We start from the raw sequence: 22,224 nt of genomic DNA on the forward strand, positions 1-22,224 counted from the left end.
GTGGAACTCCTTGCAAACTTTGCGGGGGCGCCGCGATTAAAACGAGGGATGGGACAGGATCGCTGCCATCCCGGCGCCGTAGATCCCGAACAGCACCAGTACCGATACCCCGAGGGCGGCCAGGCGGCGCTTGCGGCGGACCGTCTGTTCCGCCGTCCAGTTCATGCCGATCGAGCCCAGCACCGGCACGCCGGTGACGTCGCGCAGGGTGGCCTGGCTCAGGAAGGTCGGGCGCAGCTGGCTCATCAGGAAGGCGACGGCGATGCCGGCCGCCAGGGCGCCGGCGAACACCAGTGAGAACAGGCGCAGGCGGTTCGGACCGGCCGGCTGGGTCGGCACGGTCGGCGGATCGATCACGCGGAAGGTCAGCATGTCGGTGGCGGACGACAGGTCGCCCGACAGGCGCGCCGATTCGCGGCGTTCGAGCAGCTTCTGGTAGTTCTCCTTGTTGACCTGGTAGTCGCGGTTCAGCTGGGCCAGCTGGGCCTCGACTTCCGGCACCGACGAGCTCTGGGCGCGCAGGCGGGCGACGCGGGCCGCATATTCGTCGGCACGGATGCGCATCGATGCCACGTGGGCCTCGGCCGCCGACAGCGAGACGTTCAGCTGCTGCAGCATCGGGCTGTAGCCGGCGCCCGGATCGTTGCTGCGCTTCTTCTGCTTGGCCAGGTCGGCCTTCTGCGCCAGCAGCTGGTCCAGCAGGCGTTTGTTGGCGACGATGTCCGGGTGCTGCTCGGTGTACTGCAGGCGCAGGGTGTCCAGGTTCTTCTGGGCGGTGGCGATGCGGTTTTCCAGTTCCGGATCGGTGACGGGGATTTCCACGGCCTCGCCCGCCTTGCCGGGCTTGGCCGGCTCGCCCGTGATCTGGCGGCGGATCGCGTTGCGGGCCTGCTCGGCCTCGGCCAGCTCCAGGCGGGCCTGGCTGAGCTGGTCGGTGGCCTGGATCAGCTGGCCGCTGAAGTCGCCGCCGCCTTCGCGCGGCAGCAGGCCCATGTTCTTGATCTTGAACTCTTTCAGCGAGTTCTCGGCGGCGCTCAGCTTCTCTTCATAGGATTTGATCTGGTCGTCGATGAACTGCACGGCCTTTTCCGAGTCCTGCTTCTTGCCGCTGAAGCTGCCCTCGACGAAGATGGTCAGCAGGGACTGCACGATGTCCTTGCCCAGTTTCGGGTTGTCCGAGACGTAGGTGATCGTATAGATGTCGTCGCGCTCGGTGCCGCCGATCTTGATCTTGGCGATCAGGTCGTCGACGATTTTCTCGTGCTCCTTGGCATCCTTGGCCTTGACGTCGAGGTCGACCATGCGCATCAGCTTTTCGACGTTCGGACGGCTGAGCAGGGTGCGGCGCATGAACACCACCTGCTGGTCCAGGTTGGGCAGGGTGGTCATTCCTGACATTAAGGGCTTGAGGATGCTCTGGGTGTCGACGTAGACACGGGCCGAGGCCTCGTACTGGTTGGGCAGACGCAGCACCACGGCCCAGCCGATGACGGCGACGGTCCAGGCGATGGCGACGGCATACCAGCGGTATTTGCCGATTGCTTTAAGGAAGTTCAGGAGGGTGGCTGTGATCTCTGCCATCGTTCAATCTCACCATGAAAGATTTGGACTCATTTACTGATCCAAATCAGAGGAAAATGGAATACTCACGCATCATCGCTTGTACTCTCTGCAATTGCAATTAAGCACACGAAAAATGTGAAGAGCTCAACAAGCCGTACCTCGGCTACAACACAAATTCCTTTAAGAAACACGGAGATAGGGTCAGGTTTGCATTAATTTAGTGAAATTATTGCTGGGAAGTACGTCGGACTTTCATATGCGGAGCATTCATGCAGTAGACTTGCGAAATCGCAACTTTCTAAAAGATACTGCTTTATTGTAATGTCTAAATTGCAAAAAGGGGTGCACGGTTGGTGCACCAACGAAACATGCTTCGGCAGCCCTTCCGCCACCCCTCGCACGGCCCCGCGCCGGCGGTCCTGGCGGGCGCTGCTGGCCGGTTTCGCGGCCGCCTGCATGATCGTGCCGGCGGTGGGCGCCGAGCTGACGGCGGTGGTGCCGACGGTCAAGCGCTCCGTGGTCGGGGTCGGCACCTTCGAGCGCACGCGCAGTCCCTCGACCGTGTTCGTCGGTACCGGTTTCGTGGTGGGAGACGGCCTCAGCGTGATCACGAATGCGCACGTGGTGCCCGAAAAGCTGGACGAGACGCGCATGGAGCAGCTGGGCATCGTGACCAGCGACGGCGACACCGTGCGTTTCCGCCCGGCCCAGCTGGTGGCGCGCGACAACGAACACGACCTGGCCCACCTGCGCCTGAGCGGTCCGCCGCTGCCGGCGCTGAAGCTGGGGGATTCCGACAGCGTCGCCGAAGGGCAGTCGTTGGCCTTTACCGGTTATCCGCTGGGCATGGTGCTGGGCCTGCATGCGGCCACCCACCGCGCCACCCTCGCCGCGATCACGCCGGTGGTCATGCCTTCGCTGAGTTCGCGCAAGCTCGACGTGCGCCAGCTGGTCCAGCTGCAGCGCACCTCCTACGACATCTTCCAGCTCGACGGCACGGCCTATCCCGGCAACAGCGGGAGTCCGGTCTACGATCCGGCCAGCGGGGAAGTGTGGGGGGTGATCAACGCCGTGTTCGTGAAGGGTTTGAAGGAAACCGCGATCAGCGCGCCGAGCGGCATCACGTATGCGATTCCGGTGAAGTACGTGAAGAATCTAATGCAACAGAAATAGAGTATGCGGGAAAGATTTCAAGCGTGCGCGGTCTTTTCCTCAAGCACTATGATATACAATACATCGCTGTTAGCGACTTATTAACATATGTGTTCGACGAAAGGGAATGACGTGGGCAAGTACAAGGCGAACCTGATGAAACACACGACAGTGGCGGCAGCCGCCGCGCTCGCATTGCTCCTGACCGGCTGTGCCACCAGGACGCCGCCGCCGCAAACCCAGGTCACCAACCCCGACTACCTGATCGGACCGGGCGACAGCGTGAGCATCATGGTGTGGCGCAACCCCGAGGTGTCGATGTCGGTGCCGGTTCGTCCGGACGGCAAGATCACCACCCCGCTGGTCGAAGACCTGCCGGCCGCCGGCAAGACCTCGACCGAACTGGCGCGCGACATCGAAAAAGCGCTCGCCAAGTTCATCCAGCAGCCGGTGGTGACGGTGATCGTCACCAACTTCGTCGGCAATTTCAGCGAACAGATCCGTGTGATCGGCCAGGCCGCCAAGCCCCAGGCCCTGGCGTACCGCCGCGACATGAGCCTGATGGACGTGCTGATCGCGGTCGGCGGCGTCACCGAGTTCGCCGCCGGCAACCGTGCCAGCGTGATCCGCACGGTCGACGGCAAGCAGCAGAAATTCAACGTCCGCCTGGACGACCTGATCAAGGAAGGCGATATCTCGGCGAACATGCCGATGCGCCCCGGCGACGTGCTGATCATCCCCGAAAGTTTCTTCTGATTCTGTCTGCCGGGAGGCGTCGATAATTTTTACACTTGTCGGCGTTCCGGCATACAATAGAAATTTCCGGGTAGTACAGTCGGCATTAAGCGCCTGATTTACAATATTTTTTTCGGAACAGTCTGTTCATGGCCCGGAACTTGCTTTTTATGGGAAGTGGAAAAACGCTTCGCATGATCGCAACACATCTTTGGGGATAACGCACGTGGCTACCGAAAATCAAGAAAACAATGGAAACGCAGCGCCGTTGTCCTTGAGCGAACGCGGTGCCGCCCGGCGCCGGCTGGCCAAGGCCGGTGTCGGTGCCGTCGGCGTCCTGTCGACGCTGGAAAGCCACGCGACCTTGAAGCTCATGACCTGCAAGTCGCCGTCGGGCTCCATGTCCGGCGGCATGAGCAGCCATTACGGCGGCGTCAAGCCGGCATGCGAGGGCTTGTCGCCGGGCTTCTGGAAGAACCACACCGGCTCCTGGCCATGCTCGATCGACACCTGGTTTGCCGACGTGTTCTACGTGGCGGGCAACCGCGGGTCCTGCACCGTCAAGACCAAGAACACGAGCTACCTGTGCTCGACGATGCTGAACCTGCTGAGTCCGCAGAAATTCGACAAGTACAATCTGGCGATGCATGCGATCGCGACCTACCTGAACATCAAATCCGGCAGGATCGGTTTCCTGTCGACCGACACACTGCTGGCGATGTGGGCCGACGTCCAGACCAAGGGTTACTACAGCCCGGCCGCCGGCGTCAGGTGGAGTGCCGAACAGGTCAAGAATTATCTCGAATCCACCCACGATTGACGAGGCGACAGCGAGCATGTGGCGTGTGGTGCCGGGGCAGTCGCTTGCTTTCCGGGAGTGGGACGAAGAAGCGGTGCTGTACAACGACCTGTCGGGCGGCACGCACCTGCTGGACGGTGCCGCCGTCGATGTCTTGCTGGCGCTGCGCATCGGTCCCGCCGATGCCGCCACGCTGGCGGACCGCCTGGCCGCGCGTTTCGAGGCCGATACCGACGAACTGCGCGCGATGATCGAGCACATGCTGGCCGGCCTTGCCCGCCTCGACCTCGTCGAGCCTTTTCCATGCTGAGCGTCGGCGACTTGCCGCAGGGCGAGCTGGCGGCCCGCCTCACAGGGCCGGGACTGGTCCTGCGCACCGGACCGTTCGCCAACCGTATCCGCAGCGACGTGCCGCAGCTGGCCACCGGTATTGCGCTGCTGTATGCGGATTATCCGGTCGACGAACCTGGCGGCTTTGCCGACTTCCATCTGTCCCTGCACCGCGCCGGCAGGCTGCGGCGTTTCTTCCGCCCACAAGTCCATTTCGCCTACGAGGGCGTGGCGCCGTTCCAGCCCTTGCCGCTGGCGCATGCCTACCCGATGTTCGAATGGGTGATGAACTGGTGCGTGTCGCACCGTGCCCATTCCTACCTGATCATCCATGCCGCCGTGCTGGAGCGGCACGGCCGCGCAGTGGTCCTGCCGGCGCCTCCCGGATCCGGCAAGAGCACCCTGTGCGCGGCCCTGGTGATGCGCGGCTGGCGCCTGCTGTCCGACGAGATGACCCTGGTCAGCCTGGACAACGGTACGGTGCTGCCGCTGCCGCGTCCGGTCAGCCTGAAGAACCAGTCGATCGGCGTGATCCGCGCGTTCGCCCCCGATGCCGTGCTCAGTACGCCCGTGGAAAAGACCGCCAAGGGCACTATCGCCCACCTGAAGGCGCCTGCGGAGAGCATTGCGCGCGCGGCGGAACCGGCCCGGCCGGCCTTCATCGTGTTTCCGCGATATGAGGCGCAGGCGCCGATCAGCCTGCGGCCTTTGCCGAAGGCGCGCGCCTTCATGGGCGTAGCCGAGAACGCTTTCAATTACCAGGTGCTGGGCGCACGCGGTTTCGGCGCGCTCGGGGCCTTGATCGACGCGACCACGGCCTTCGAGTTTCGGTACAGTAAACTGGACGAGGCTGTCCAGTTATTCGAACGACTGGCGAAGGACGGCGCATGACGGCATCGCCACCGCTGTTGCCGGTACTGCTGCGCGTACTGCGCGATCCCGCCGCGGCAGCCGGGCTCGACCTGGCCGGCTGGGACCTGCTGCTGCGCCAGGCGGAGAACGCCGACATGAGCGTCATCCTGCTGATGCTGCTCGACGATGCCGGACTGCTCGACCAGGCGCCGGCGCCGGCGCGCATGCACCTGGAGTGGGCGCGCGTGGCCGGCGAGCGCCATGCCCGGGCGGTGCGCAACGAGGTGAGGCAGATCGGCCGCGCCCTGTCCGGTCTCGGCCTGCCGCTGATCCTGCTGAAGGGCGCGGCCTACGCGATGGCCGGCCTGGCGGCGGGGCGCGGCCGGATATTTTCCGACATCGACATCCTGGTGCCGAAGGCGCAGCTGGGCGAGGTCGAAGGGGCCCTGATGATGAGCGGCTGGGCCAGCCTTCACCAGGATGCCTACGACCAGCGCTACTACCGCGAATGGATGCACGAACTGCCGCCGATGGAGCACGTGCGCCGCGGCAACGTCATCGACGTCCACCATGCCATCCTGCCCGAGACCGCCGACCGCCGTCCCGATCCCGCCAGGCTGCGCGCGGCCGCGGTGCCGCTTGCCGATACCGAGCCCGGCATGCCGCCGCTGTACGTGCTGGCGCCGCGCGACATGGTGCTGCACAGCGCCGTGCACCTGTTCTACGAGGGCGAGTTCGAGCATGGCTTGCGCAACCTGTTCGACATCCACCGCCTGCTGCTGCAGTTCGGCGCCCGGGACGGCTTCTGGAACGGCCTGCCGGCGCGCGCCCGCGAGCTGGAACTGGGGCGGCCGCTATTCTACGCCTTGCGTTATTGCCGGCGCCTGCTGGGTACGCCGGTGCCGGACGCCGTGCTGCGCGCGATGGAAAGCGAGGCGCCCGGCCGTCCGCTGCTGGCGCTGATGGACCGCCTGTTCCTGCGCGCCCTGGTCCCCTTCCACCCGAGCTGCGCGGATGCCTTCACGCCGCTCGCCCACGGCATGCTGTATATCCGCGGCAATTGGCTGCGTATGCCTTTCTTCCTGCTGCTGCGCCATCTTTTTCACAAGGCCTTCCTTTCTCCTGACGCGACGCCGGCGCACTGATATTATTAAAAGATTACCGATATGTAATCACTCCTATTGCGAGGAAGACATGGGCAGTGCGGAAAACAGGTGGGTGAGACTCCAGGACCTGCAGAATTTCCTGGCCGAAGGCAGTCTGGACGAAAGCCTGCAGAACCAGGCCGCACTGACGGCGGAGCTGCTCGGTGCCGGCAGCTGTTCCATCATGCTGCTCAACAGCGGCGCCCCGGGCCAGCTGCGCATGACGGTCCACGCCCGCTTCGGCAAGCTGCCGGACGCCGCGCTGACGGCCTCGGTGGGGCAGGGCGAAGGGATCTGCGGCCGGGTGCTGGCCAGCGGCGAGGCGCTGCTGATCGAAGACATCGCGCAATCCGAGGTGGCGGCGCTGGCCCAGGGCCGCGACGGCATCGGCGGCAGCCTGATGTCCGCCCCGCTGAGGGTCGACGGCAAGATCGTCGGCGTGATCAATGTGGCGGGCGCCAGGGAGGGCCAGGCATTCACCCAGGGCGATCTACAATTGCTGAATATAATCGCACTATTCATCGGCAAATCGATTCAGGTGCAGCAGCTGCAACGTTTGCTCGACTCGCGTTTTTCCCAACTGGCATTGCTGCAGGAAGCGCGCGACCAGGTCCAGGACAAGGTGCGCCTGGCCTACCGCAATCCCGAAGACGCCGCCAAGATTCTCGCGCGCTCCTTTTTTAAGGAAATGACCAAGGCCGGCTTCGAATCCGGCCAGATCGTCAGCGCGGCAACCGAACTGATCGAGCAGTTGAATTTGAAGCTCAAGCACTCACCTCCGTCCTCTCCACCGACTTCCAACTGATTCATGCAAGACACCACGACCCAACTGGCGCCGGCCCTGGACGCCTGGCAGGCACTGCTCGGCCCGGAAAACGTGTTGCACGGCGAAGCCGCCCTGCAGGCCTGGGGCGCCGATACCACGGGCGCGACGCGCCGCCTGCCGGCCGCGCTGCGCATTCTCGACAGCAAGCACTTGCCGGAGGTAATGCGCATCGCCCAGCGCTACCGGATTCCCGTGCATCCGATCAGTACCGGCCACAACTGGGGCTACGGCAGCGCGCTCGCGGCGCGCGACGGCTGCGTGATCATCGACCTGTCCCGGCTGCGCGCGATCCTGCATTTCGACGAGGACATGGGCGTGGTCACGCTCGAGCCCGGCGTCACGCAAGGCATGCTGGCCGAGTTCCTGGAAAAGCAGGACTACCCCTTCATGGTGCCGACCACCGGCGCCGGTCCCCACTGCAGCCTGCTCGGCAATGCGCTGGAGCGCGGCTACGGCGTCACGCCGATCACCGATCATTTCGCGGCGGTGACGGACCTCGAGGCGGTGCTGGCGGACGGCAGCCTGTACCGCTCGGCGATGCGCGAAGCCGGCGGCGACGACATCGCGCGCCTGTTCAAGTGGGGCATCGGCCCCTATGCCAGCGGCCTGTTCACCCAGAGCGGCCTGGGCATCGTCACGCGGATGAGCATCATGCTGGCGCGCCGTCCGGAAAAAGTGAAAGTGTGCCTGTTCAGCCTGAAGGATGACAGCCTGCTCGAGCCGGCCGTCGAACGGATCCGCGCCATCCTCGGCCGCCTGCCCGGCACGGTCGGCGGACTGAACCTGATGAACCGGCACCGCGTGCTGGCGATGTCGGCGCCGTATCCGGCCGACCGCGTCGGTCCCGACGGCCTGATCCCGCAGGAGGTGATCGAGGCGCTGGGCAGCCAGTACCAGATCCTGCCCTGGACCGGCTTCGGCACCCTGTACGGCACCGCGCGCATGGTGAAGGCGGCGCAGAAGGAGATCCGCGCCGCCCTCAAGGGCGTGGCCAGCCGCCTGCTGTTCCTGAGCCAGGACAATGCGAACACGCTGCTGGCGCTGTCGCGCTGGATTCCCGGGCCGGCCGGGCAGCGCCTGTCGAGCACCGCCTCGACCCTGGCCAGTTCGATGGAACTGGTGCTGGGGCGTCCGAATGAGACGGCCCTGCCGCTGGCCTACTGGCGCAATCCACGTCCGCACGGGGAGGGGCCGCGCGATCCGGCGCGCGACGGTTGCGGCCTGATCTGGTACGCGCCGCTGGTGCCGATGCGCGGCGCCGGCGCACGCGCCTATGTCCAGATGGTGAGGGAGATCACCCGGCGCCACGGCATCGAGCCGCTGCTGACGTTTACTTCGCTCAGCGACAAACTGTTCGACAGTACCGTGCCGCTCCTGTTCGACCGCAATTCGCCGGCGGCGGTGGCGGCGGCCCAGGCCTGCTACCGGGAGCTGATCGCCGCCGGCCGCGAGCGCGGCTGGTTCCCGTATCGCCTTGCGGTCGATGCCATGCCGGATCTGCAGCACCTGCTGGACGACTCGGCGCGCCTGCATGCGCGCCTGCGCCGCGAACTCGATCCGCATGACCTGCTGGCGCCCGGACGCTATCACAATTGATAGTAGGCGTAGTTGTGTTAAGCAGTTAACTGTCGACTTCTTTTACAAGTTTTGTCAACTTTCCTTTAAGAATCTGTTGAAATGTTAATTTCCTAATAATAATTCTCTTCAAGATCAGTTAGTTATAAGGCATTTATTCAAGCTGGCACGCAGGTTGCTTATATACCTTTGCTGTCGTTAATGATTAATTGATTCCATTATTGGAGAGAACATGAAGAAGTTACTCGCTTTCGCTGTCGGCGCCGCTGTGAGCATCGGTGCGTATGCTGCACCGGCTCCCACCAATCTGCCGGCAGGCCCGATCTACCTGAAGTTCTCGGGTCAAGAACAGATCGCCATCAACGGCGCACACACCTTCGGTAACAACGAAATCAACTGGGGCGTTATCCTGGTGTCGACGGCCGAAAAAGGCGACGTCAACACGCCGCACGATGCGATCGATCCGAACGGTGAAATCTTCTTCGTCAATGGCCAGCAAGGCCAGATCACCGGTATGTTCTACGGCGTCCAGCAAGGTTCGCCGTCGGCAACCAACCCGTTCCCGGCTACCGGCGGCTATCTCGACCTGTACTGGCGCAATACCGACACGATGAGCAAATCGTCGGTGTCGAACACGTCCATCAGCCCGAGCATCCGCTGCGGTGAAAGCTGCGCTACCGGCTTTACCGAAGGCACCTTCCTGGCCCGTATCATGTTCGATACCGGCATGGATACCGGCAACCCGACCAATACCATCGTCGGCGACCAGGTGCCAAGCAGCAATGGCTTCACCGGCAATGCCGATTCCTACGGTTCGGTCGTGACCGATGCCATGATTGACGGCAAAACCGGCCTGTGGGCCAACCAGCTGAACTCGAACTGGTTCTCCAGCTACCTGGGCCTGCGCGACCTGCGCTTCAAGAACAGCTACAACTACAACCCGCTGTGGAATGGCGGCGAGAACATCTTGGGTGCCCGTATCGACGATCCGGGCCAGGCATTCGCCCTGCCGGAGCCGGGTGCCCTGTCGCTGATGGGCCTGGCCATGGTCGGCATGGGCGCCGCCCTGCGCCGCCGCGAGAAGAAATCCGCCAAGTAATTCCTGGCGCGCCACTTGAAAAGGCCTCTTCGGAGGCCTTTTTTCTTGTGCTGATTGACAACATCAGCGCCTTTCATGTCTACTTGCCAAATGTATATGCGAACCCGCCTTCTCCTGCAGGTCCCGGCAGTCATGCTGATCCTGGCGTTCGTGCCGACCAATCCCGGCAAGCTGGCCGCGTTGCTGGTCCTCTGGGCTCTGACCTTCGGCCGGCTCGGCAAGGTCGAGGCGATCTTCTACGTCTGCGTCTGCGCCTTCTTCACGGCGATGAATGCCGCTTCCCTGAAGCAGGGCATCTTCATGTTCGCCCACCCGGACATCCTGCTGCAGCCGGTCTGGGAACTGTTCATGTGGGGCTTCTATCTATTGCACACGCGGCGCCTGCTGAACGGCCCGGCGCCGGCCGGCAGGCGGGCGACCGTATGGGCGCTCGCGCTGGCCTATTCGGCCGCCTTCGCCACCATCCACGACAGCAATACGCTGCTGCTGGTGACGGGCGTCCTGCTGCTGGTGGGGCTGGCGCTGTTCCACGAGCCGCTGGACCTGGCCTATACCGGCTATATGGTGCTGCTGGGGGCGCTGATCGAATACACGGGCGTGCACAGCGGCCAGTGGGGCTATCCGGGCAATCCGCCGGGCGGCGTGCCGCTGTGGTTCATCACGATGTGGGGCGGCATCGGCCTGTTCATGCGGCGCCTGATCAACCCGATCCTGGCGCGCCACGAAGCGGCCGCGCGGACGGCGGCCGAAGCGCCGGGCGGCGCTGCCTGAATGCCGGGGTAGGCGCGTTCAGCCGAGGTTGGTCAGGCGGCGCGCGATGCCTTCTTCTTCCTTCTGGGAGAAGAAGTAGGGGAACAGCGAGCGTTCGTTTTCCGCCGAATCGCTGGTGCCGCCGTAGCGCTCGATCTGGTCCTGGACGTAGTCGAGGCTGTTCCACAGCAGCCAGCCGGGGGCATCGACACGGGGATTGATGCGCAGCTCGCCGACGCGCTTGAAACCCAGCATGGTTTCATAGAAGCGGCGGTGGCGCGGATTGACTTCGATAAAGACGTCGGTGCATTTGTGCAGCCGGCGGCCATAGATGAACATCACGTGGAACAGTGAAGCCAGGGCGGCCTTCGAACGCACCTTCGGGTCGAAGGCGAGCTTGGTGATTTCGCAGACCTTCGCACCGCGCTCGCGGAAACGGTCGATCTCGTCCTTGAAGACTTCGTCGGCCAGCAGGCCGACCGGGGAATCGATGCCAAGCGTGACCGTTCCGACCACTTCGCCGTGATCGGAAGCCGAAAGAGTAATCCGGTTCGGGTCGTCGTCCAGACGATGCGTGCCCGAGTAACCGCGCCACGCATACATCTTGTTGATGAGAAGGTTCGCAGAACTGCGCCTCCCATCCGTGTCCGCCGTACGGATACCAAATGTTTTTTCGTTAATGGTCACGTCTGTGATCGTATCACAGCCGAGCTCAGCACCCCCCTTAGGAGCGGAATCGTAACGTGCGTCCTGAGGTTCAGAGGACGCCTTCACCACTTCCTCGCCAGTTGCTAAACTGTTCATTCTTTTCTCTCCGCAGGACGTCGCTATTTATCTCGCGCAAACGCGCGCCTATAGTACCAATCGTAACACCGGGCCAGTAAAGATTCTATAAAGAAATGAATAGTTGATAACGAACAAGATAAAAAGAACACTATTTGTCAAGCCGGCGGCTTGCGCCGCCGGCTGGATGTCACATTTGTTGTAACAACTCCTTCGCCTTGGCCGAACTCTCGCCCTTGTTGGCCGCCGACACCTTCTCCAGGGTCTTGCGGGCACCGGCCTTGTCGCCGTTCTTGGCCTGGGCCTCGCCCAGGTGCAATTGCATGTCGAGGTTGTTCGGGAAGGCCGTCACTGCCTTCTGCAGCAGGTCGACCGCGCGCTTGGTGTCGCCCTTGTCGGTCAGGATGCTGCCCAGGGTGTCGAGCACGGCCGGGTTGTTGCCTGCGATGCTGTAGGCCTTCTCGGCGGTTTCCAGCGCCTTCGGATTGTTCAGCTGCTGGTAGGTCCAGGCCAGGTTGTTGAGCGCCAGCGCATTGTTGGGCGCTAGTTTCAGCGCGCTCTCCAGCTGGGTGGCGGCCGCCTGGTACTGCTTGGCGTACAGGCTTTGCTCGGCCGAATAGATGATCGCCTGGACGTCGTCCGGATGGTCCTTCAGCCACTGCGTCAGAACCTGGTTGGCTTTCTGCTCCTTGCCGTTCATTTTCTGCAGGCGGTGCAGGGTGAGGGCCACCTGGGTGGTCGGATGGCTGGCCTGGGCTTTCTCGTACAGCGGCAGGGCCTGGTCGATCTTCTTCTGCGTCATCAGGATGTCGGCTTCGAGCATCAGGCCGGCGTTCGCGGTACGCGGCTGTTTCTGCATGCCGCGGGCGATGGCCAGGGCTTCTTCCGGACGGTTCTTGCGCATCGACAGCTCGGCCAGCGCGAGCTGGGCCGGCAGGAAGTCCGGCTGCAGCGAGGTCGCCTTCTTCAGCTCGGAGGCGGCATCGTCGTCACGCTTCGCCACCGCATAGGCCGAGGCCAGGCGGTACCTGGCCTGGGGCGACTTCGGCTGCACGTTGACCAGCTTGCTGTAGGTTTCGATCGCCGCGGTAGTATCGTTGTTCGCCAGCTGGACCTGGCCCAGCAGGTCCAGCAGGTTCGGATCGGTCGGATTCTCGGTCTGCAGCTTGCGCGCCACGGTCAGCGCCTTCGGCGCCTGCTTGATCTTCAGGTAATGGTTGGCGAGGCGCATGCCGGGGCCGACGGCGGTCGGGTTCTCGCTGCTGGCCTTTTCGAACCAGGTCGTGGCCTTGTCGGGCTGGCCTTGCAGGTCGGCGAGTTCGGCCAGCGCCGTCATGGCGCCGATGTTTTTCGGATCCTTCTTGAGGATGGTGGTGAAGCGGGCTTCGGCATCGGCCGGCTTCTTGTCGTTCAGGTCCATCTGGGCCAGGTTGGCCGCGGCGGGGAAGAACACCGGGTCGATCGCCAGCGCCTTTTCCAGGCTGGCGCGGGCGTTGGCCTGGTCGTTCATGGACGCATACACCGTGCCCAGCAGGGCCTGCACCTGGGCATTGTCGGGTTGTTGCTTGACCAGTGCCTGGGCCGCGGCCAGGGCCTTGTCGTAGTGCTTCATCGACATCTCGGCCTGCACCAGGGCGATGCCGGCCTTCGGCGAGCTGTTGTCGAGCGAGGCGGCGAGTTCGAGCTCGGACAGGCCCTTGGCCTGGTCGCCCTGGCGCATCCGCGACAGGCCCAGCGAGGTGTGCAGGGCGGCGACCTTCGGCGCCAGCGCCGTCGCTTTCTCGAGGTAATTGGTGGCGTTGCCGTAGTCCTTGTTGCGCAGATAGGTCTCACCGGCCAGCGCCAGCAGCTGCGGGTCGTCGGACGAATTCTTCAGCGCCGGCGCCAGCGTCGCCAGGGCTTCGGACGGGGCGGTCTGCAGCTGGGCCTGGGCCAGCAGCTTGCGCGCATAGGTATTGTCCGGAATGGCTTTCACATACTTGCCCAGGTGTTGTTCCGCCTGCAGGTAGGAGCCCATCCTCAGCTCGATCGCACCGGCCAGCAGCATGCTCGGCAGATGGTCGGGCGCGCTCTTGAGCACTTTTTGTATCGATTCCAGGGCCGCCGCGTTCTGGCCCTTGGTGAAGTCGAGCAGGGACTGGGTATACGCCAGCTGCAGGCTGCCCGGGGTAAGCTTGCGCGCGGCGTCCAGGTCGGCCTTGGCTTCGTCGAACTTGCGCAGGTTGATTTCGATCAGCGCCTTTTCGATGAATGCGGTGCGGTGATCCGGCTTGACCACGGAAGCCTTGGTGAAGGCGGCCAGCGCTTCCGGCATCTTGCCTTCGCCGCGTGCGAGTGCACCCTTGAACATCCAGGCGTCGGCGTTTTTCGGATCCTTGGCGACGGCCTGGTCGGCCAGGGTCTGGGCCGCGATCGCGTCTTTCTGGAGCAGCGCCAGGCGCGACATGCCGATCAGGACATCGCCGTTGTCCGGCTGCAGCTTGGCGGCCTCGGCAAAGGCATCCTTGGCCTTGTCCGCGTCGTTCAATCCGAGATAGGCGCTGCCGCGCAGGGCCAGCAGTTCGGCCGAGCCGGCAGCGGTATCGGCCGCGATGGTATCCAGCAGCTCCTTGAACTTGCCCTCCTGCTCGAGCGCACGGCCCAGGGGCGGCAGCACCCGCTTCTTGTCGATACCGAGCGACAGCGCCTTGCGCAGCTCCTTCTCGGCCGACACGTAGTCGCCGGCCTGGACGTGCAAGGAGCCCAGCGCCAGCCGCGCTTCGCCGTTCTCCGGGCTGTTGGCGACAGCATTTTTCAGCTCGATCATGGCCGCCTTGATCTCGCCTTTCTGCTGGTACTGCTTCGCCTCGGCCAGCAGCTGTTCCGTCGGCTTGGTGCGATTACAGCCGCCTAGCGCGGCGGAGACGATGATGGCTCCGGTGACCAGAGCGGTGCTGAGCGCCCTTTTGTTGACTTTACGCGGCATGGTTTCCTCAAGAAATCGAGTGGGTGCAAACAGGCCTGTCTGCATAGAAATTTGCGAAAGTCAATCATACCTGAAGATATCTTCCTGACATCAACACGATAGGGAATTGTGCTAAATCAGAGCGCTCTGTGGTCTTTGTGCGTCATTTACTTCTTGTTGTTACGCAGCCGGCTTAACAGTGCCTCAACATTGTCGCCGGCAGGAATGCCATGGCGGCGCAGCAACTGCACATGCAGCACGAGGTTTTCGAGGACCAGCTTGGCCGACACGGCAAGCAGGGTCATCAGGCGGTCTTCGGAGCTGAAGTTCTCCATCGAGGCCGCCATCTCGCACAGGTGGTTGGCGACCAGCTCGCGCAGATCGTCTTCGGGAAAGGGGAGGTCGGCGAAATCGATCGGATCTTCCTGCTCGACTTCGCGCATCAGGGACGCGAGTTGTTCCGGCTTGATCGGCATGCATGGCTCCATGACATTCGGGGTCAGAGCACATTTTTGGCGGTGTGCCGAAATGTGCTCTGACCCCGAATTCTAAAGCAGGAGCGGAGGCTTGCCGGCTTACATATTACGGCGATACTGGCCGCCGACCTCGAACAGCGCGGTCGTGATCTGGCCCAGCGAGCAGACGCGCACGGCGTCCATCAGGCGCGCGAACACGTTTTCGTTGTCGATCGCGGCCTGCTGCAGGGCAGCCAGGGCGGCCGGGGCTTCACTTGCGTTGCGCTGGTGGAAGGCTTCCAGGCGCGTCAGCTGCGACTGCTTCTCGTCGTCGGTCGAACGGGCCAGCTCGATGGTGGCAGGGGCTTCCGCGCCCTTCGGGTTGCGGAAGGTGTTCACGCCGATGATGGGCAGGGTGCCGTCGTGCTTCTGGTGCTCGTACAGCATCGACTCTTCCTGGATCTTGCCGCGCTGGTAGCCGGTTTCCATCGCGCCCAGCACGCCGCCGCGTTCGGCGATGCGCTCGAATTCCTGCAGCACCGCTTCCTCGACCAGGTCGGTCAGCTCGTCGATGATATAGGCCCCCTGGTTCGGGTTCTCGTTCTTGGCGAGACCCCATTCGCGGTTGATGATCAGCTGGATCGCCAGGGCGCGGCGGACCGATTCGTCGGTCGGCGTGGTGATCGCTTCGTCGTAGGCGTTGGTGTGCAGCGAGTTGCAGTTGTCGTAGATCGCGATCAGCGCCTGCAGGGTGGTGCGGATGTCGTTGAAGTCGATTTCCTGCGCGTGCAGCGAGCGGCCCGAGGTCTGGATGTGGTACTTCAGCTTCTGGCTGCGGTCGTTGGCGCCGTATTTGTCGCGCATCGCCACCGCCCAGATGCGGCGCGCCACGCGGCCCAGCACCGTGTATTCCGGATCCATGCCGTTGGAGAAGAAGAACGACAGGTTCGGCGCGAAATCGTCGATGTTCATGCCGCGCGCCAGATAGGCTTCCACAAAAGTGAAACCGTTCGACAGCGTGAAGGCCAGTTGCGAGATCGGGTTCGCGCCGGCTTCGGCGATGTGGTAGCCCGAGATCGACACCGAGTAGAAGTTGCGCACCTGGTGCTGCACGAAGTATTCCTGGATGTCGCCCATCACCTTCAGCGAGAACTCGGTCGAGAAGATGCAGGTGTTCTGGCCCTGGTCTTCCTTCAGGATGTCGGCCTGGACCGTGCCGCGCACATTGGCCAGCACCCATGCCCTGATCTGCGCCGCTTCTTCCGCGGTCGGCTGGCGGCCTTTCTCCAGGGCGAACTTGTCCATCTGCTGGTCGATGGCGGTGTTCATGAACATCGCCAGGATGGTCGGGGCCGGACCGTTGATGGTCATCGAGACGGAGGTGCTCGGGCTGCACAGGTCGAAGCCGTCGTACAGCACCTTCATGTCGTCCAGGGTCGCGATCGAGACGCCCGAGTTGCCGACTTTACCGTAGATGTCCGGACGCAGGGCCGGATCGGCGCCGTACAGGGTCACGGAGTCGAAGGCGGTCGACAGGCGTTTCGCGTCCATGCCAGTCGAAACCAGCTTGAACCGGCGGTTGGTGCGGAAGGCATCGCCTTCGCCGGCGAACATGCGGGTCGGGTCTTCGCCTTCGCGCTTGAAGGGGAACACGCCGGCCGTATAGGGGAAGGCGCCGGGGACGTTTTCCAGCATCAGGAAGCGCAGGATTTCGCCATGATCCTCGAAGCGGGGCAGGGCGACTTTGCGGACCTTGTTGCCGGACAGCGTAGTTTGCACCAATTTGGTGCGTATTTCCTTGTCGCGGATCTTGACCACGTGCTCGTCGCCGGCGTAGGTCGCCTGCAGCTGCGGCCAGGAAGCCAGCAGGTTCTTCGCTTCGCCATCCATGGCGTTCTCACGCTCGGTGATCAGGTCGTCCAGCACCACTTCGCGGTTCGCCGCAGCCAGCATGCGCCTGGTTTCGCTGAGCTGCTGGCGTTCGCGCGCCAGCTTCACCTGTTTACCCGTGTTGCGGTGGTAGCCGCGCACGGTGTCGGCGATCTCGGCCAGGTAGCGGGTGCGGCTCGGCGGCACGATGACGTTCTTGCCGCTCGAGTATTTCTGCGCCGGCTGGGCCAGCTTCGGGGTGTCCGTTTTGAGGCCGAGTTCGGCCAGCGCCGGCAGCAGGCCGAGATAGAGCGCGGTGACGCCGTCGTCGTTGAAGCGCGACGCCTGGGTGCCGAACACCGGCATCTGGTCCGGCGACTTGCTCCACAGTTCGCGGTTGCGCTGGTACTGTTTCGCCACGTCGCGCAGCGCATCCTGGGCGCCCTTGCGGTCGAACTTGTTGATGGCGATGAAATCGGCGAAGTCCAGCATGTCGATCTTCTCGAGCTGGGAAGCGGCGCCGAATTCCGGGGTCATCACGTACATCGACAGGTCGACGTGCGGGACGATGGCGGCGTCGCCCTGGCCGATGCCCGAGGTCTCGACGATGACGAGGTCGAAGCCGGCCACCTTGCAGGCGGCGATCACGTCCGGAAGGGCCTGGGAGATCTCGGAACCGGCTTCGCGGGTCGCCAGCGAGCGCATGAAGACACGCGTCTGGCCATTCCAGGGATTGATCGCGTTCATGCGGATGCGGTCGCCCAGCAGGGCGCCGCCCGACTTGCGGCGCGACGGGTCGATCGAAATCACCGCGATGTTCAGGCGGTCGTTCTGGTCGAGGCGGATGCGGCGGATCAGTTCATCCGTCAGCGAGGACTTGCCGGCGCCGCCGGTACCGGTGATGCCGAGTACAGGTACCTTCAGGCCTTCGGCGCTGTCCATGATCTGCTTGCGCAGTTCGTTCGAGGCTTTGCCGTTTTCCAGCGCGGTGACCAGTTGGGCCAGCGGACGGTGGCGCTGTTCGATATTGCCTGCAGTCAGCGCGTCGAGCGAGGTCGGCGCATAGGCCGACAGATCGACGTCGCAGGCTTCCAGCATCGAGCGGATCATGCCGACCAGGCCCATGCGCTGGCCGTCTTCCGGGCTGAAGATGCGCGTCACGCCATAGGCATGCAGCTCGTCGATTTCAGAGGGGACGATCACGCCGCCGCCGCCGCCGAACACCTTGATGTGGGCGCCGCCGCGCTGGCGCAGCAGGTCGATCATGTACTTGAAGTATTCGACGTGGCCGCCCTGGTAGCTGGAGATGGCGATGCCTTGCACGTCTTCGGCCAGGGCCGCGGTGACGACTTCGTCGACCGAGCGGTTGTGGCCCAGGTGCACGACTTCGGCGCCGTTCGACTGCAGGATGCGGCGCATGATGTTGATCGAGGCGTCATGGCCGTCGAATAGTGAAGCCGCGGTCACGAAACGCACTTTATTGGCCAGTTTCGGCTGCTCCGGCAGTTCGAGCCTGGCGGCGGGGGTGATGTCGTTCATGGTGTTCCTTGAGATTGCGGAAGCGAACAGGAGTTCTTGGTACGGTATATGACGTTAACGTAAACGTCAAGAATGCAGAACGCCGTCGTCCCCGCGGAGGCGGGAACGACGGGTGATCGATCAGGCAGCGCGTTTTTTGGCGTTGCCGCTCAGCAGCTCCGTCACCCGCGCACGGTACTCGGCCACCGCCTTTTCCTTCACATGGCCGAAGCCGCGGATCTGCTCCGGCAGGGCCGCCAGCTCGACCGCGGTCGCGTGCGTCGACGCATCCAGCGAGCCCAGCACGCCTTCGATCATCCCACGATACTCGCTGATCAGCGCGCGCTCCATCTTGCGCTCGGCCGTGTAGCCGAAGATGTCGAAGGTGCCGCCGCGCAGGCCTTTCAGCTTGGCCAGCAGCCTGAAGGCGCTCCACATCCACGAGCCGAATTCGGCCTTCACCAGGTGGCCCTTGGCATCCTTCTTGGCGAACAGCGGCGGCGCCAGGTTGAACTTGACGCTGAACTCGCCCTCGAACTGGCTCTTCAGCTGCTCGACGAAACGGCCGTCGGTGTACAGGCGGGCAACTTCGTATTCGTCCTTGTAGGCCATCAGCTTGAAAAGGGACTTTGCGACCGCCGTCGCCAGCTTGTTGCCCAGGCCCAGGGCCGCTTCGCGCTCGCGCACCTGCGACACCAGTTCGGCGTACTGCGCGGCATAGGCCGCATCCTGGTAACCGGTCAGGAATTCGACGCGCTTCTTGAGGATGCTGTCCAGGGTTTGCGGCATCTGCATGACGATGGCGCGGGCCGCGCTCGGCTGAACTGGCGTGGCGGTGTTCTCGACGCGCTTGAGGTCGACGGCGGCGCGGCGGCCCCACAGGAAGCTGCGCTTGTTGGAGCCGACGGCCACGCCGTTCAGTTCGATCGCGCGCAGCAGCGAGGCTTCCGACAGCGGGATCAGGCCCTTCTGCCAGGCGTAACCCATCATGAACAGGTTGGCGGCGATCGAGTCGCCCATCAGCGCGGTGGCCAGCCTGGTGGCGTCGATGAAGTCGACACCGGCTTCACCGCCCACGGCCTCAAGAATCAGCGAGCGCACCTGCTCGGTCGGGAATTCCCAGTCGCGCTGCTGGGCGAAGGTGCCGGTCGGCTGCTCGTGCAGGTTGACGACGACCGTGGTGCGGCCCGGGCGCATCTTCGAGATCGCGTCCGAGGCGCCGGCGGTCAGCATGTCGCAGCCCAGCACCAGGTCGGCTTCGCCGGTGGCGATGCGCTGGGCGCGCAGGCGTTCCGGCGTTTCCGCGATCTTCACGTGCGAGGTGACGGAGCCGTTCTTCTGGCTCATGCCGGTCATGTCCAGCACCGAGGCGCCTTTGCCTTCGAGGTGGGCGGCCATGCCCATCAGCGCGCCGACGGTGATCACGCCGGTGCCGCCGATGCCGTTGATCAGGATGTTGTAGGGAGCGGCGATCGACGGCAGCATCGGCGCCGGCAGTGCGCCCCAGCCGTCGTCTTCGTCCTTCGACTTGGCGACGCCGGCCTTGTTTTTCTTGAGCGTGCCGCCTTCGACGGTGACGAAGCTCGGGCAGAAGCCCTTGGCGCACGAGTAATCCTTGTTGCAGGACGACTGGTCGATCGCGCGCTTGCGGCCGAATTCCGTTTCCTTCGGCAGGATAGCGACGCAGTTCGACTGCACGCCGCAGTCGCCGCAGCCTTCGCAGACGGCTTCGTTGATGACCATCCGCTTGTTCAGGTCCGGGAACTCACCTTTTTTCCGGCGGCGGCGCTTCTCGGCGGCGCAGGTCTGGTCGTAGATCAGGACCGTCACGCCCGGCAGTTCGCGCAGCTCGCGCTGGATGTCGTCCATGTGCTTGCGGTCGTGGATGGTGACCAGTTCCGGCAGGCTTGACCTGTCTTCGTAACGCGACAGGTCTTCGGTGACGAGGGCGATGCGTTTCACGCCTTCGGCCGCCATCTGCTGGGCGATCAGCGGCACCGAGGTGACGCCGTCGACCGGCTGGCCGCCGGTCATCGCGACCGCGTCGTTGTACAGGATCTTGTAGGTGATGTTGACCTTGGCCGCGATCGCCGCGCGGATGGCAAGGTAACCGGAGTGGAAGTAGGTGCCGTCGCCCAGGTTCTGGAACACGTGCGGCACTTTCGAGAACGCGGCCTGGCCGATCCAGGGCGTGCCTTCGCCGCCCATGTGGGTGGTCAGCTTGTTCATCTCCGGGTAGATCGAGGTCGCCATCACGTGGCAGCCGATGCCGGCCAGCGCGAAGGAGCCGTCCGGCACCTTGGTCGAGGTGTTGTGCGGACAGCCGGAACAATAAAAAGCAGGGCGGAACGGCGTCGTGACCGCCTTCATCAGCACCGCGTCCTTCGCTTCCAGGAAGGCCAGGCGGGCCTTGATCAGGTCGCGGGTGCGGCCGTCCAGGTTCAGGCGGGCGATGCGGCCGGCGATCACGCGCGCGACCTGGGCGACCGAGAAGTCGGCCTTCGGCGGCAGCAGCCATTCGCCGCGCGGCGAGACCCATTCGCCCTTGTCGTCGAACTTGCCGACGATGTGGGGACGGACGTCGTCGCGCCAGTTGTACAGCTGTTCCTTGAGCTGGTATTCGACGACCTGGCGCTTTTCTTCGACCACCAGGATCTCTTCCAGGCCCTGGGCGAATTCGCGCACGCCTTCCGGCTCCAGCGGCCAGATCATCGCGACCTTGTACAGGCGCAGGCCGACCTGGGCCGCCATCGCTTCGTCGATGCCCAGTTCTTCCAGCGCTTCCAGCACGTCCACATAGGATTTGCCGGAGGCGATGATGCCCAGCCTGGCGTCCGGGCTGTCGATGGTGACGCGATTCAGCTTGTTCTCGCGCGCGTAAGCCAGGGCTGCGTAGATCTTGTAGTCCTGCATCAGCGCTTCCTGGGTGCGCGCCTGCTGGCCCAGCGGCACGGACGACAGGCGCGTATTCAGGCCGCCTTCCGGCATCGTAAAGTCCTGCGGCAGCTTGACCTCGACGCGGAACGGGTCGGCATCCACCGAGGCGCTCGATTCGACGGTATCGGCCAGCGCCTTGAACGCCACCGCCAGGCCGGAGAAGCGCGACATCGCCCAGCCGTGCACGCCCAGGTCCAGGTATTCCTGCACGTTCGACGGATACAGCACTGGGATCATGCAGGCGGCGAAGATGTGGTCCGACTGGTGCGGCAGGGTCGAGGAGTAGGCGCCGTGGTCGTCGCCGGCCACCAGCAGCACGCCGCCGTTCTTGCTCGTACCGGCGTGGTTCATGTGTTTAAAAACGTCGCCGCAGCGGTCGACACCCGGGCCCTTCGCATACCACATGGCGAATACGCCGTCGTGCTTGGCCGGGCCGATCAGGTCGACGGTCTGGGTGCCCCAGACGGCGGTCGCGGCCAGGTCCTCGTTCACGCCCGGCACGAACTGGATGCTCTTCGCTTCCAGGTGGCCCTTGGCCTTCCACAGGTTCTCGTCCAGGCCGCCCAGCGGCGAGCCGCGGTAGCCGGACACGAAACCGGCCGTGTTCAGGCCCGCCTGTTCGTCGCGGATCTTCTGGATCATCGGCAGGCGCACCAGCGCCTGGATCCCGGACAGGAAGATCTTGCCGGAGGTCGCGGTGTACTTGTCGTCGAGGCTGACGTCTTTCAAGCGGTCCGGCGATCCGGCGACGGGAGCGGCGGGCGTGGACGGGATGGCAGGCGCGGGCGCGCCCTGGCCGAGGATGGTGTCAGGCATGGTGTCTCCAAATGGTATTCAGGTGGGCTGGCTCGGAGCGTCGCGCCGGGTAGGCGGTGGCGGGAGCGGGCCGGGT

Annotated in this window: 16 protein-coding genes; 10 read left to right on the forward strand and 6 right to left on the reverse strand. The window is 64.0% G+C overall.

Translation table 11 applies throughout. The features are described 5' to 3' along the window. Positions 1 to 36: 36 nt before the first annotated feature. Positions 37 to 1,581 (reverse strand): XrtA system polysaccharide chain length determinant, encoded by a 1,545-nt coding sequence (locus AB4Z32_RS16425; RefSeq protein ID WP_442122928.1) that lies wholly within the window; start codon positions 1,579 to 1,581, stop codon positions 37 to 39. A 303-nt stretch (positions 1,582 to 1,884) separates the two neighbouring features. On the opposite strand from AB4Z32_RS16425, the gene AB4Z32_RS16430 reads away from it, so the two are divergent. From AB4Z32_RS16430 to AB4Z32_RS16475, 10 genes are all read left to right on the forward strand, one after another. After that, the gene (locus AB4Z32_RS16430) at positions 1,885 to 2,736 is read left to right on the forward strand and encodes a S1C family serine protease (RefSeq protein ID WP_442122929.1); all 852 of its coding nucleotides are present in this window, start codon (positions 1,885 to 1,887) and stop codon (positions 2,734 to 2,736) included. Positions 2,737 to 2,871: 135 nt separating this feature from the next. Further along, positions 2,872 to 3,471 carry an XrtA/PEP-CTERM system exopolysaccharide export protein gene (locus tag AB4Z32_RS16435; protein WP_442122930.1) on the forward strand — a complete coding sequence of 200 codons (600 nt, stop codon included), beginning with the start codon at positions 2,872 to 2,874 and terminating at the stop codon, positions 3,469 to 3,471. Positions 3,472 to 3,724: 253 nt separating this feature from the next. Then, positions 3,725 to 4,270 (forward strand): hypothetical protein, encoded by a 546-nt coding sequence (locus AB4Z32_RS16440; RefSeq protein ID WP_442122931.1) that lies wholly within the window; start codon positions 3,725 to 3,727, stop codon positions 4,268 to 4,270. 16 nt (positions 4,271 to 4,286) lie between these two features. Next, positions 4,287 to 4,559, forward strand: coding sequence for an HPr-rel-A system PqqD family peptide chaperone (locus tag AB4Z32_RS16445; protein ID WP_442122932.1), 273 nt, complete (start codon positions 4,287 to 4,289; stop codon positions 4,557 to 4,559). Continuing rightward, positions 4,553 to 5,470, forward strand: a complete 918-nt coding sequence (locus AB4Z32_RS16450) for an HprK-related kinase A (protein ID WP_442122933.1) — start codon at positions 4,553 to 4,555, stop codon at positions 5,468 to 5,470. Before AB4Z32_RS16445 ends, AB4Z32_RS16450 begins: the two co-directional genes overlap by 7 nt. Then, a complete protein-coding gene (locus AB4Z32_RS16455; RefSeq protein WP_442122934.1) occupies positions 5,467 to 6,576 on the forward strand; it encodes a nucleotidyltransferase domain-containing protein in 1,110 nt (369 codons plus the stop codon). Before AB4Z32_RS16450 ends, AB4Z32_RS16455 begins: the two co-directional genes overlap by 4 nt. Positions 6,577 to 6,649: 73 nt before the next feature. Then, positions 6,650 to 7,381 (forward strand): GAF domain-containing protein, encoded by a 732-nt coding sequence (locus AB4Z32_RS16460; RefSeq protein ID WP_442122935.1) that lies wholly within the window; start codon positions 6,650 to 6,652, stop codon positions 7,379 to 7,381. A gap of 3 nt (positions 7,382 to 7,384) precedes the next feature. Beyond that, a complete protein-coding gene (locus AB4Z32_RS16465) occupies positions 7,385 to 8,998 on the forward strand; it encodes an FAD-binding oxidoreductase (protein ID WP_442122936.1) in 1,614 nt (537 codons plus the stop codon). Between the two features lie 211 nt (positions 8,999 to 9,209). Further along, on the forward strand, positions 9,210 to 10,076 hold the full coding sequence (locus AB4Z32_RS16470; protein ID WP_442122937.1) for a PEP-CTERM sorting domain-containing protein: 867 nt from the start codon (positions 9,210 to 9,212) through the stop codon (positions 10,074 to 10,076). 96 nt (positions 10,077 to 10,172) lie between these two features. Continuing rightward, positions 10,173 to 10,847 (forward strand): hypothetical protein, encoded by a 675-nt coding sequence (locus AB4Z32_RS16475; RefSeq protein WP_442122938.1) that lies wholly within the window; start codon positions 10,173 to 10,175, stop codon positions 10,845 to 10,847. Between the two features lie 18 nt (positions 10,848 to 10,865). Here AB4Z32_RS16475 and AB4Z32_RS16480 read toward each other — a convergent pair whose 3' ends face one another. The 5 genes from AB4Z32_RS16480 to AB4Z32_RS16500 form a co-directional block, all read right to left on the reverse strand. Further along, positions 10,866 to 11,630: a GNAT family N-acetyltransferase gene (locus AB4Z32_RS16480; RefSeq protein WP_442122939.1), complete on the reverse strand. Its 765-nt coding sequence runs from the start codon at positions 11,628 to 11,630 to the stop codon at positions 10,866 to 10,868. A 169-nt stretch (positions 11,631 to 11,799) separates the two neighbouring features. After that, positions 11,800 to 14,574 carry an XrtA/PEP-CTERM system TPR-repeat protein PrsT gene (gene prsT, locus AB4Z32_RS16485; RefSeq protein ID WP_442122940.1) on the reverse strand — a complete coding sequence of 925 codons (2,775 nt, stop codon included), beginning with the start codon at positions 14,572 to 14,574 and terminating at the stop codon, positions 11,800 to 11,802. Positions 14,575 to 14,720: 146 nt separating this feature from the next. Then, positions 14,721 to 15,029, reverse strand: a complete 309-nt coding sequence (locus AB4Z32_RS16490; protein ID WP_442122941.1) for a hypothetical protein — start codon at positions 15,027 to 15,029, stop codon at positions 14,721 to 14,723. A gap of 99 nt (positions 15,030 to 15,128) precedes the next feature. Beyond that, positions 15,129 to 18,416, reverse strand: coding sequence for a fused isobutyryl-CoA mutase/GTPase IcmF (icmF, locus tag AB4Z32_RS16495; protein WP_442122942.1), 3,288 nt, complete (start codon positions 18,414 to 18,416; stop codon positions 15,129 to 15,131). A gap of 120 nt (positions 18,417 to 18,536) precedes the next feature. Next, entirely contained in the window at positions 18,537 to 22,148 is a 3,612-nt protein-coding gene (locus AB4Z32_RS16500) for an indolepyruvate ferredoxin oxidoreductase family protein (protein WP_442122943.1), read from the reverse strand. Positions 22,149 to 22,224: the final 76 nt, after the last annotated feature.

This window comes from Massilia sp. 2TAF26, assembly GCF_052115005.1.
Taxonomy (GTDB): Bacteria; Pseudomonadota; Gammaproteobacteria; order Burkholderiales; family Burkholderiaceae_D; genus Telluria.

Bases quoted from the DNA above. Each gene is read 5' to 3' on its own strand.
- AB4Z32_RS16435 (WP_442122930.1), top strand. From the start codon at position 2,872: ATGAAACACACGACAGTGGCGGCAGCCGCCGCGCTCGCATTGCTCCTG.
- AB4Z32_RS16450 (WP_442122933.1), top strand. From the start codon at position 4,553: ATGCTGAGCGTCGGCGACTTGCCGCAGGGCGAGCTGGCGGCCCGCCTC.
- prsT (WP_442122940.1), bottom strand. From the start codon at position 14,574: ATGCCGCGTAAAGTCAACAAAAGGGCGCTCAGCACCGCTCTGGTCACC.
- AB4Z32_RS16475 (WP_442122938.1), top strand. From the start codon at position 10,173: ATGCGAACCCGCCTTCTCCTGCAGGTCCCGGCAGTCATGCTGATCCTG.
- AB4Z32_RS16480 (WP_442122939.1), bottom strand. From the start codon at position 11,630: ATGAACAGTTTAGCAACTGGCGAGGAAGTGGTGAAGGCGTCCTCTGAA.
- AB4Z32_RS16470 (WP_442122937.1), top strand. From the start codon at position 9,210: ATGAAGAAGTTACTCGCTTTCGCTGTCGGCGCCGCTGTGAGCATCGGT.
- AB4Z32_RS16445 (WP_442122932.1), top strand. From the start codon at position 4,287: ATGTGGCGTGTGGTGCCGGGGCAGTCGCTTGCTTTCCGGGAGTGGGAC.
- AB4Z32_RS16430 (WP_442122929.1), top strand. From the start codon at position 1,885: ATGTCTAAATTGCAAAAAGGGGTGCACGGTTGGTGCACCAACGAAACA.
- icmF (WP_442122942.1), bottom strand. From the start codon at position 18,416: ATGAACGACATCACCCCCGCCGCCAGGCTCGAACTGCCGGAGCAGCCG.
- AB4Z32_RS16455 (WP_442122934.1), top strand. From the start codon at position 5,467: ATGACGGCATCGCCACCGCTGTTGCCGGTACTGCTGCGCGTACTGCGC.
- AB4Z32_RS16500 (WP_442122943.1), bottom strand. From the start codon at position 22,148: ATGCCTGACACCATCCTCGGCCAGGGCGCGCCCGCGCCTGCCATCCCG.
- AB4Z32_RS16465 (WP_442122936.1), top strand. From the start codon at position 7,385: ATGCAAGACACCACGACCCAACTGGCGCCGGCCCTGGACGCCTGGCAG.
- AB4Z32_RS16490 (WP_442122941.1), bottom strand. From the start codon at position 15,029: ATGCCGATCAAGCCGGAACAACTCGCGTCCCTGATGCGCGAAGTCGAG.
- AB4Z32_RS16425 (WP_442122928.1), bottom strand. From the start codon at position 1,581: ATGGCAGAGATCACAGCCACCCTCCTGAACTTCCTTAAAGCAATCGGC.